10 protein-coding genes are annotated in these 10,470 nt (G+C 74.4%); 1 reads left to right on the forward strand and 9 read right to left on the reverse strand.

The window, feature by feature from the left end; genetic code table 11:
* The 9 genes from ACW0Q9_RS25285 to ACW0Q9_RS25325 form a co-directional block, all read right to left on the reverse strand.
* Positions 1-1,031 (reverse strand): MCE family protein (locus ACW0Q9_RS25285; RefSeq protein WP_456185397.1); only part of this gene is annotated, 1,031 nt, incomplete at its 3' end.
* Positions 1,028-2,443, reverse strand: a complete 1,416-nt coding sequence (locus ACW0Q9_RS25290; protein ID WP_456185399.1) for an MCE family protein — start codon at positions 2,441-2,443, stop codon at positions 1,028-1,030. The genes ACW0Q9_RS25290 and ACW0Q9_RS25285, both read right to left, overlap by 4 nt.
* Complete coding sequence (locus tag ACW0Q9_RS25295; RefSeq protein WP_456185401.1) at positions 2,440-3,684, reverse strand: MCE family protein; 1,245 nt, start codon at positions 3,682-3,684, stop codon at positions 2,440-2,442. The genes ACW0Q9_RS25290 and ACW0Q9_RS25295 overlap by 4 nt, the downstream gene beginning before the upstream one ends.
* Entirely contained in the window at positions 3,684-4,670 is a 987-nt protein-coding gene (locus tag ACW0Q9_RS25300) for an MCE family protein (RefSeq protein WP_456185403.1), read from the reverse strand. The genes ACW0Q9_RS25295 and ACW0Q9_RS25300 overlap by 1 nt, the downstream gene beginning before the upstream one ends.
* Positions 4,667-5,701 (reverse strand): MCE family protein, encoded by a 1,035-nt coding sequence (locus ACW0Q9_RS25305; protein ID WP_456185405.1) that lies wholly within the window; start codon positions 5,699-5,701, stop codon positions 4,667-4,669. The genes ACW0Q9_RS25300 and ACW0Q9_RS25305 overlap by 4 nt, the downstream gene beginning before the upstream one ends.
* Positions 5,698-6,987 carry an MCE family protein gene (locus ACW0Q9_RS25310; RefSeq protein ID WP_456185415.1) on the reverse strand — a complete coding sequence of 430 codons (1,290 nt, stop codon included), beginning with the start codon at positions 6,985-6,987 and terminating at the stop codon, positions 5,698-5,700. Before ACW0Q9_RS25310 ends, ACW0Q9_RS25305 begins: the two co-directional genes overlap by 4 nt.
* A gap of 2 nt (positions 6,988-6,989) precedes the next feature.
* On the reverse strand, positions 6,990-7,793 hold the full coding sequence (locus tag ACW0Q9_RS25315; protein ID WP_456185407.1) for an MlaE family ABC transporter permease: 804 nt from the start codon (positions 7,791-7,793) through the stop codon (positions 6,990-6,992).
* 1 nt (position 7,794) lies between these two features.
* Positions 7,795-8,565: an MlaE family ABC transporter permease gene (locus ACW0Q9_RS25320; protein WP_456185409.1), complete on the reverse strand. Its 771-nt coding sequence runs from the start codon at positions 8,563-8,565 to the stop codon at positions 7,795-7,797.
* A gap of 76 nt (positions 8,566-8,641) precedes the next feature.
* A complete protein-coding gene (locus tag ACW0Q9_RS25325) occupies positions 8,642-9,610 on the reverse strand; it encodes an ABC transporter ATP-binding protein (protein ID WP_456185411.1) in 969 nt (322 codons plus the stop codon).
* A 165-nt stretch (positions 9,611-9,775) separates the two neighbouring features.
* Here ACW0Q9_RS25325 and shbA point away from each other — a divergent pair, with 165 nt between their 5' ends.
* Complete coding sequence (gene shbA / locus ACW0Q9_RS25330; RefSeq protein ID WP_456185413.1) at positions 9,776-10,354, forward strand: RNA polymerase sigma factor ShbA; 579 nt, start codon at positions 9,776-9,778, stop codon at positions 10,352-10,354.
* Positions 10,355-10,470 lie beyond the last annotated feature (116 nt).

Genomic DNA, 10,470 nt, shown 5'->3' on the forward strand with positions numbered 1-10,470 from the left:
GAGGCGGCGCCGGCCCCGGCGGCCCGCTCGCCGGCGTCGCACCGGGTGCCGCCGCCGGAGTAGACACAGGACGGCGGGTTGCCCAGGTTGACCACCAGGCCGAGGTGCGCGGTGCCGTCGCCGGGGGTGACGGTGAACCCGCCGGCCACCGCGATCGGGTACACCACCAGCAGCTGCTCGATGCCGGGCAGCCGCCGGGCGGCGATGCCGTTGACGGTGACCAGGTTGCCGAGCAGCAGCCCGACGTCGGGCTCCAGGCCGCGCAGCAGCGCCCGCAGCTCGGCGCCGGCCGGCGGCCCGCCGGCCAGCAGGCGGCGCAGGTCGGGGTCGGCGGCGCGGAGCGTGGCGGCGAGTTGCGCGAGCCCGGCCGACCAGCGGCGCAGGGCCTCGGCGGACTCGGCCTGGGTGGTCAGCACGGTCCGCGCGTCACGGATCAGGGCGAGGGTCTCGGGCAGCCGCCGGTCCGCCTCGGCGAGCAGGGCGTCCCCGGCGTCGAGGAGGCGGGCCAGGGCCTGCTCGTTGCCCTCGAACGCGGTGCCCAGCTCGCTGATGAGCACGGTCAGGTCCTCCGGGTCGACCGAGCGGACCAGCGCGTCCAGGTTGGTCAGCAGGGTCTCCGGGGCCAGCGGGAGGCCGGTCCGGTCGACCGGGATGACCGCGCCGTCGCCCAGGTACGGCCCGCCGTCGCGTTCCGGCCGCAGGTCGAGGTACTGCTCGCCGACGGCGGACCGCTGGGCGACCACGGCGCGCAGCGCGTCGGGGACCCGGACGCCCCGGTTGATGCGCAGGTCGGCGCGGACCCCGTCGCCGCGCAGGGTGACCGCGGTGACCCGGCCGACCGGCACGCCGCGGTAGGTGACCGGGGCGTTGGCGAACAGCCCGCCGGCGCGGGCCAGGTCGACGTGGACGACGTAGCCGGCGTGCAGCAGCCGGTCGCCGAGGCCGACGTAGCGGATGCCGACGTAGCCGACGCCGAGGATGCTCACCAGCACGAAGGCGAGCACCTGGAGCTTCACGGTGCGTCCGATCACGGGATCAGCCCTCCCCCGAGCACGTCGGTCAGGTCGCCGATCTGGCCGACGACGGCGCCGGTCACCGGGAGCACGCACTCGGCGGTGAGCACGGTGCCGTCGGGCAGTTCGGTGCCGGCGGGCAGCGCGGTGCCGGGCGGCACCAGGCCCTTGGGCAGCAGCAGCCCGCCCAGCGGCACGGTGGAGCCCGGCTTGAGCAGCTTGCAGCCCGCCGGCAGCCCGCACTCCTTCGGCGGCGTGAAGATGGCCGGGAAGTCCTTCAGGTCCGGCAGGCACTTGAGCAGCGGCAGGCCGGGCAGGCCGGGCAGGACGCCGCCGGGCCCGGTGCCGGGCCGCGCCGGGCCGCCGGTGGTCGGCGGTCGGGGCGCCGTGGAGGTCGCCGGCCGGGACGTCCGCGGAGCCGGGGCGGGCGCGGCGGCCACCAGGTTGGCCAGGATGCTGGCGGCGTCCAGGTCGGCCGTGACGGAGAGGTTCACGAAGTCGCCGACGATCGCGCCGGTGACGTTCGGCGGGAACGGGTACGACAGCATGAAGTCCAGCGACTTCGGCAGGTCGTCGCCGGCCCGGGCGAGCTGCTCCAGGATCGGTTGCAGGGCGGTCACGGCGGCCACGGTGTCGGCGCGGCTCTGCCGCACCACCCGGGTGCCCACCGTGCCGAGCCGGCCCAGCGCCGTGAGCGCATTGGTGAGCTGCGCCCGTTGCCGGGCCAGCACGGTCAGGCCCGGGGCGAGGGAGTCCAGCGCGTCGCCGACGACCTGACGCTGCCGGGCCAGCCGGCCGCTGAGCCGGTCGAGCGCGTCGATGGCGCGGACGATGTCGGCCTTCTGCCGATCGAGCCCGCCGAGGAAGGTGTCGAGTTGGGTGAGGGTGTCCCGCAGCGCCGGTTCGCGGCCGGCCAGCGCCTTGTTCAGCTCGGCGTTGATGGTGCGCAGCTGAGCCAGGCCGCCCCCGTTGAGCAGCAGGCCCAGGGCGGCCAGCACCTCCTCCACCTCGGCGCCGCGGGTGGTGCGGGACAGCGGGATGAGGGCGCCGTCGGCGAGGTCGCCGCGGGCCGGCTCGGCCGGTGGCGGGCCGACCGCCACGTACTTCTCGCCGAGCAGGCTGCTCTGCCGGACGGCGGCGGTGGCGTTGGCCGGCAGCCGCACCGCCCGGTCGATGCGCAGCCGCACCCGGGCGTGCCAGCCGTCCAGCGAGATCTTCTCGACGCTGCCGACGGTGACGTCGTCGACCTTGACGGCCGCGCGCGGCACCAGGTCCAGCACGTCGGCGAACTCCGCGGTGACCGTGTAGCCGGGGCCGGACGGGCGGCCGCCGGGCAGCGGCAGGTCGGCCACCTCGGGCAGTCCGCAGCCGGCGGGCAGCAGAACCACGGCGAGCGCGCCGGCCAGCACCCGCGGCAGCCGGGCGGTCACGCCGGGCCCCGCAGGATCCCGCCGAGCGTGGGGTCGCTCGGGATGGAGGAGCCGCCCGGCGCCTCGTCGGCGGTTGGCGCACCGGGGGAGCTGATGGATCCCGGTGAGGACCCGCTTCCCGCCGGGGCGCCGGGCGGCAGCTTGAGCAGCTTGCGCAGCTGATCGGTGAGGGGCAGCCCGCGCTGCCGCAGGGTCTGCGCGAGCTTCGTGCAGATCGCCGGCACCTCCGCGACGGGAAGCTGGGCGACCATGAGGGAACAGGCGAAGGTGGCCGGGTCGTACGGGCCGAGCGGGTTGTCCCGGGTGTCCAGGGTGCCCGAGCGGGGGTTGTAGGCGAGGTTGAGGTTGCCGATCGCGAGCGGGGCCACGTCGAGGATCTGGATGACCGCCCGCTGCTGCCGGACCAGGACCGAGGTGATGTCGGCCAGCGCGGTGACGTTCGAGGTCAGCGCGGTCCGGTTCTGCCGGACGAAGGTGGTCACCTCGGCGAGGGCGGCGGCCAGGTTGCGCAGCGCCCGGGCCAGTTCCTCCTTCTCCCCGGCGAGCTGCTCGGCGACGTCGGCGAGCTGCTGCTGGAAGCGGCGTACCTGCTGGTCGCTGCGGGCCAGGGTGGTGGTGAAGCGTTGCAGGTTGGCCACCGTGCCGAAGAGGTCACCGCGCCCGTCCGACAGGGTGGTCAGCGCGCGGGAGACGCCGTCGAGGGTGTCGTGCAGGTCCGCGCCGTTGCCGTCGAGGTTGGCCCGGCCGGTGGCGACCAGGTCGGACAGGGCCCCGTCGGCGTTGGCGCCCCGCGGCCCGAGCGTCCGGTTGAACTCGTCGAGCGCGGCGTAGATGTCGTCGATCTCCATGGGGGCGGCGGTCCGGTCGACCGGGATCTGCGCGCCGTCGCCGAGCGGGGCACCGCCGGTGTACGCCGGGGTGAGCTGCACGTACCGGTCGCTGACCACGCTGGGTGGCACGATCAGCGCCTGCGCGCCGGCCGGCAGCCGCAGCTCCGGGCCGTAGCGCATCTCGACGCGGACCACCCGCCCCTGCGGGACCACCTTCTCGACCTCGCCGACGCGGACGCCGAGGATCCGCACGTCGGAGCCGGCGTAGACGCCGACCGCGCGGGTGAAGTACGCGACGACCCGCCGGTCGGGCGGTTCGTGGCGCCACACCGCCGCGCCGGCGGCCACGGCGGTGAGCAGCACGGTGGCCGCGGCGAGCGGGCGCCGCCAGCGCTGGATCCGACCGGGCATCAGCGACCTCCGGTGGCGGCGGGCAGGTAGGGCTGGAGCAGACCGTCCACGTACGAGTCGAACCAGCGGCCGTTGCCGACCACGTTGGCGAACGCGGTGACGAACGGGCCCATCCGGCGGATGGTCTGCTCCAGGTCGTCGCGGTTGCGTTGCAGGACGGCCACCACGTCGCGCAGCTTGCGCAGCGCCGGCTGGAGCCGGGTGCGGTTGTCGGCGACCAGCCCGGAGAGCTGGGTGGCGAGCTGGTCGGTGCCGACCAGGAGCTGGTGGATGGCGTCCCGCCGCCGGCTGACCTCGGCGAGCAGCTTCTCCCCGTCGGTGACCAGCTTGCGGAACTCCTCGTCCCGTTCGGCGAGCACGCCGGTGACGCCCCGGGCGCGGGACAGCAGGGTACGCAGCTCCGCGTCGCGGGAGGAGACGGTGCGGGACAGCCGGGACAGCCCGGTCAGTGAGGTGCTCACGCTGGGCGGGGTGTCGGCGAAGGTCTCGGACAGGGTGGTGAACGCCCGGGCGAGCTGGTCGGTGTCGACCTTGTCGAGGGTGTCGGCGAGCCCGGTCACCGCCTGCACCACGTCGAACGGGGCGGCGGTGCGGTCCAGCGGGATCTGCCCGCGCTCGGGCAGCTTCCCCGGGCCCGCCGGACTGAGGGCCAGGTACTTCTGCCCGAGCACCGTCTTGATCCGGATGGTGGCGCCGGTGTCCCGGCCGAGACGTACGCCGTCGTCGTCGACGCGGAACCGCACCCGCACGTACGGCTGCGGGGCGCGGGCGAGTTCCACCGCGGTGACCACGCCGACCCGTACCCCGGCCACCCGGACCTCGTTGCCGGTGGCCAGGCCGCTGGCGTCGTGGAACGCGGCGGCGTACGCCCGGCCGGTCAGCGCGGCGATCCGGTCGAGCTGGAACGCGCCGAGCAGGGCGGCGACGAGCACGGTCAGCCCGACCGCGCCGACGATCACCGGGTTGCGTTCGCGGAAGGGTCTCACCGGGCACCTCCGGTGGCGCAGCGGGCGGCGGTGGCGTCGACGCCGGGCACGGTGAGCGGCGCGTGGCCGTCGACGGCGAGCCGGCCGTCGAAGTCGCAGAGGTAGAAGTTGAACCAGGAGCCGTAGGAGGCGACCCGGGTCAGCGACTCGTAGCGCTCGGGCAGCCGGCCCAGGGTGGCGTCGATGACGGCGGAGTTGCGGTTCAGGGTGCCGGCCAGCTCGTCGAGGGCGCGGACGTCGGCGGCCAGCGGCGGCCGGGTCTGGCGCAGCAGCCCGGCGGTGGTGTCGGTCAGCTCGCCGAGGCTGACCAGCGCCTCGCCGATGGCGGTGCGGTCGGCGGACAGCCCGGAGACGAACTGCTGGAGCTGGGTGATGCTCTGGTCCAGTTCCGTGTCGTGCGCGGCCAGGGTGCCGAGCACCTCGTTGAGGTTCGTCACCACCCGGCCGATCACCGCGTCCCGGTCGGCCAGGGTGCTGGTCAGCGAGGCGGTACGCCGCAGCAGGCTGGCCACCGTGCCACCCTCGCCCTGGAGCACCTGGACGATCTCGTACGCCAGCTTGTTGACCTCGGCGGGGTCGAGCGCGGTGAACAGCGGCCGGAAGCCGTTGAACAGCACGGTCAGGTCCAGTGCCGGCTTGGTCTGGGTGAGCGGGATGAGGCCGTCGGGGCGCAGCGGGCGGACGTCGCCGGGGCCCTCGGTCAGCGCCAGGTAGCGCTGGCCGACCAGGTTGCGGTAGCGGACCGCGGCGCGCACGCCGACGGCCACCGGCACCTCGCGGTCGACGGTGAACGCCACCTCGGCGGTCGTGTCGTCGACCACCCGGATGGCGGCCACCTTGCCCACCCGCACCCCGGCGATCAGCACGTCGTCGCCGGGCAGCAGCCCGGTCACGTCGGTGAACCGGGCCCGGTAGGTGGTGCCGTCGGGCGGAAACGCGCCGAGGGTCTGCGCGAGCAGCGCGGTGGCCAGCAGGGTGACGGCGGCGAACACCACCAGCTTGACCAGCGCGGGGGTCGTCTTTGCGGTCATCGGGCCGTCACCACCGCTCCGCGCAGCAGCGGGCCCCAGAGCAGCACCGCGAAGTCGGGCACCTCGGCGGGCGGCGTCCCGGTGAGCCCGCCGACGAGCGGTTTCACCAGGGCCCGCTCCTCGGCGGTGCCCGCCCGCCCCATCGCCGGGGAGGCCGGCGCGGCGGGCGCGGTGCCGGCCGGCACACCGACCGGCAGGGGTTTCGGGGTACGGGTGCCGCCGTAGTCGTAGCCGTCGGCGACGGCCACCTGCGGGGCGGGCACCTTCGGATGCGGCAGGCCGTGGCAGTCCGGGCCGTTCTGCGCACCGTACACCGGCTCGTCGCGGCCCCGCTCGTAGGGGCCGCCGTCGCGGGTGACCTCCAGGGTGATGTGCATCCGGCCGCCGGCGAAGACCTCCTCCACCCGCGGTTGCAGGGCGACCAGCCCGTGCACCAGACACGGGTACTCGGGCGCGTAGGCCGCGAGCAGTTCCAGCACGGGACGGCTGACCTGGCCGAGCCGGATCAGCTGGTCGCCGTGCCGGTCCAGGAAACCGCGAGCGGTGTCGGCCGTGTCGGTGGTGTCGGCGAGGAACGCGGCGAGCTGGTCGCGCTGGTCCCCGATGGTGCCGGCGGTGACGGTGACGTCGCGCAGCAGCGCGAGCAGGTCGGGCAGCGCCGCGTCGTAGCTGTCCAGCACGACGGCGAGCTGGCGGAGGTCCTCGGTGAGCGTCGGCAGCTCCGGGTTGACCTGCCGCAGGTACGCGCCGAGCCGGGCCAGGTTCGCGCCGAGCCGGTCACCGCGCCCCTCCAGGGCGGTGGCGATCGCGCCGAGGGTGGTGGCGAGCTGTTCCGGGTGGACCGCCTGGAGCAGCGGCAGCGCCTCGTCGAGCACCCGTTCCAGCTCGACGGCGGTGCGGCTGCGGTCCTGGCTGATCACCGCGCCGTCGCGGATCGGCCCGGCGGTGCTGCCCGGAGGCGGGACGAGTTCGACGTACCGCTCGCCGAAGAGGGTCTTGGGCAGCAGCCGCGCGGTCACGTCGGCGGGGATCCGGCCCGTGGTGGCCGGGTCGAGGGCCAGCCCGACCACCGCCCCGTGGCCGTCGCTGCGCACCGAGCGGACGGCGCCGACCACCACCCCGCGTACCTTCACGTCGGCGCCTTCCAGGAGGTGCAGGCCGGCGCGGTCGGCGCGCAGGGTGACCCGGTCGACCGGGGTGAACGCCCCGCGGTACTGGAGCACGGCGGCGGTCAGCGCCGCGGTGAGCAGGGCGACGAAGACGAGGCCGAGCAGACGGTGTCGCATGGTCACCCCGCGATCCGGACGGTGGTGGTGGCGCCCCAGATGGCCAGGGACAGGAAGAAGTCCACGACGTTGACCGCGACGATCGCGGTCCGCACGGCCCGCCCCACGGCGACGCCGACCCCGGCCGGCCCGCCCTGGGCGTTGTAGCCGTACCAGCAGTGCACCAGCACCACGATCACGCTGAACACCAGCACCTTGCCGAAGGACCAGAGCACGTCCTCGGGTGGCAGGAACAGGTGGAAGTAGTAGTCGTAGGTGCCGGCGGACTGTCCGAAGTAACCCACCGCGATGGTGCGGGTGGCCAGGTAGCTGGCGAGCAGGCCGAGCACGTACAGCGGGATCACCGCGACGAAGCCGGCGATCATGCGGGTGGTGACCAGGAACGGCAACGAGGGCACGCCCATCACCTCCAGCGCGTCGACCTCCTCGGAGATCCGCATGGCGCCGAGTTGGGCGGTGAAGCCGCACCCGACGGTCGCGGACAGCGCCAGCGCGGCGACCAGCGGCGAGATCTCCCGGGTGTTGAAGTACGCCGAGACGAAGCCGGTGAACGCGCTGCTGCCGATCTGGTCGAGCGCCTGGTAGCCCTGGAGCCCGACCTCGGTGCCGGTGAAGAAGGTGAGGAAGCAGATCACCCCGACGGTGCCGCCGAGCACGGCGAGCGCCCCGGTGCCGAAGCTCACCTCGGCCAGCAGCCGGACCACCTCGCGCCGGTAGCGGCGCAGGGTGCGCGGCGCCCAGGCCAGGGCGCGCAGGTGGAAGGCGAGCTGCCCGCCGAGGTCGTCGAGATACCGCAGGACCGCCACGTCAGCTCCCCTTCTGCGGGACGACCTGGAAGTACACGGCCGTGACCACGAAGTTGAGGGCGAACAGCAGCATGAAGGTGATCACCACGCTGCGGTTGACCGCGTCGCCGACGCCCTTCGGCCCGCCCTTGGCGGTCATCCCCTGGTGGCTGGCGACCAGCGCGGCGGCGGCCCCGAACAGCAGCGCCTTCACCTCGCCGACCAGCAGGTCGGGCAACTGCCCGAGGGCCTGGAAGCTGGCCAGGTACGCCCCGGGCGTGCCGCCCTGGAGCACCACGTTGAACGCGTAGCCGCCGGTCACGCCGACCACGCTGACCAGGCCGTTGAGCAGCACCGCCACCAGCATCGCGGCGAGCACCCGGGGCACCACGAGACGGTGGATCGGGTCGATGCCGAGCACCTGCATGGCGTCCAGCTCCTCGCGGATCTTGCGGGAGCCCAGGTCGGCGCAGATGGCCGAGCCGCCCGCGCCGGCGATGATCAGCGCGGTGACGATCGGGCCGGCCTCGCGGACCACGGCGAGCACCGAGGCGGCGCCGGTGAACGACTGCGCCCCGAGCTGCCGGACCAGCGAGCCGAGCTGGAGCGCGATGACCGCGCCGAACGGGATGGAGACCAGCGCGGCGGGCAGGATGGACACCGAGCTGATGAACCAGGCCTGCTGGACGAACTCGCGGACCTGCACCGGCCGGCGGCCCAGCCCGCGCAGGGTGTCCAGGCAGAACGCGAAGAACTCGCCGGTGTGGCGGACGGCGGCGACGGGGGCGTTCACACCGCCACCTCGCTCCGCTCGGCGGCGGCGCGAACGCCCGCGCTGCTGAGCCCGATGGCTCGCTCGCTCCGCTCGCTCACACCGCCACCTCGCTCGGCTCGGCGTCCCAGCGGCCCTCGAACGAGCCGGGCGGCGGGGTGACACCGTGCTCGCGGCACCACTGCCCCGGCGGGCGTTCGGCGTGCCGCGGCCGCCCGTCGGACGGGGGCAGTTGCAGCGGGATCGGCGGCAGCGGCGGCAGCTCCACCCCGGCCTGGGCCTCGGCCGCGAGCTCCTCCGCGTCCTTCTCCTCGGCCATCCCGATCGGGCCGATCCGCTGCGCGTTGAGGAACTGCCGGACCACCGGCTCGGTGCTGGACAGCAGCATCTCCCGTGGCCCGAACATGGCCAGGTGACCGTGGTAGATCAGGCCGATGTTGTCCGGCACGGTCCGGGCGGTGTTGATGTCGTGGGTGACGATCAGGAAGGTCGCCCCGGTGCGCTGGTTGAGGTCGACGATGAGCTGGTTGAGGTAGGCGGTGCGCACCGGGTCCAGCCCGGAGTCCGGCTCGTCGAAGAGGATGATCTGCGGGTCGAGGACGAGCGCGCGGGCCAGCCCGGCCCGCTTGCGCATCCCGCCGGAGATCTCGCCGGGCAGCTTGTGCTCGGCCCCGACCAGGCCGACCATGTCCAGCTTCTCGGTGACCACGGCCCGGATCTCCGACTCCGGCTTGCGGGTGTGCTCGCGCAGCGGGAACGCCACGTTGTCGTAGATGGTCATCGAGCCGAACAGCGCGCCGTCCTGGAACAGGACGCCGAACAGCTTGCGCACCTCGTACAGCTCGCGCTCGGAGAGCTTCGGCAGGTCCCGGCCCTCGATGAGGACGGAGCCCCGGTCGGGCCGGAGCAGCCCGACCAGCGTCTTGAGGAACACCGACTTGCCCGTGCCCGAGGGTCCCAACAGGACGGAGATCTCCCCGGCGGGCAGGGTCAGGGTGAGGTCCGACCAGACCGGGTGCCCGCCGAAGGACTTGGTCAGCCCACGTACCTCGACCTCGACGCCCATCGTTCCCCTCCCTTCAGGTCTCACCTGGGACATCGGGCGGCGCCGACCGGACGCAACAACTACTTTCCGTCACCTCCCGGGGACGACCGGCGAGCTATGCAAAACCCCGGAGGTGTCGCTAACGTGCCGGAAACCGCCCGGTGATGAGGATGTTCCGCGAACGCCATGACGACAGTGATCGAGTCCGAGCTCGTCCGCCGGGCCGCCGCGGGCGACCCGGCGGCGGTCGAGGCGTTGCTGGTCGGCGTGCGGCCGGGGCTCGTCCGCTACTGCCGGGCCCGGCTGGGCCGGGTCGGCGGGGCGTACACCACCGCTGACGACGTGGCCCAGGAGGTGTGCGTGGCCGTGCTGCGCGCCCTCCCCCGCTACCGCGAGCAGGGCGCGCCCTTCGCCGCGTTCGTCTACGGCATCGCCGCGCACAAGGTGGCCGACGCCCAGCGCTCCGCCGTCCGGGACGCCGCGGTCACCCCCACCGACACTCCGGTCGAGCGTCCCGACGCCGCGCCCGGCCCCGAGCAGCAGGCGGTGGCGAGCGATCTGGCCCGGCGGCTCTCCGCCCTGCTCGACCGGCTCCCCGACGCGCAGCGGGAGATCATCCTGCTGCGGGTCGCGGTGGGGCTGTCCGCGGACGAGGTGGGCGGCATCGTCGGCATGTCGGCGGCCGCGGTCCGGATGGCCCAGTCCCGTGCCCTGGCCCGGCTCCGTACCCTGGCCGGGGGCTCACTGGACGAGGTGGCGGCATGACCGGGCGGACGCCGGGCGACGGCGACGAGGCGATGGACCTGGGGACCATCGCCCGCGACGACGCGCTGCTCGACGCGCTCGGCCGCGGCGAGGACGCGCCCGAGGGCGACGCGCTC

The organism is Micromonospora sp. I033 (genome assembly GCF_053890995.1).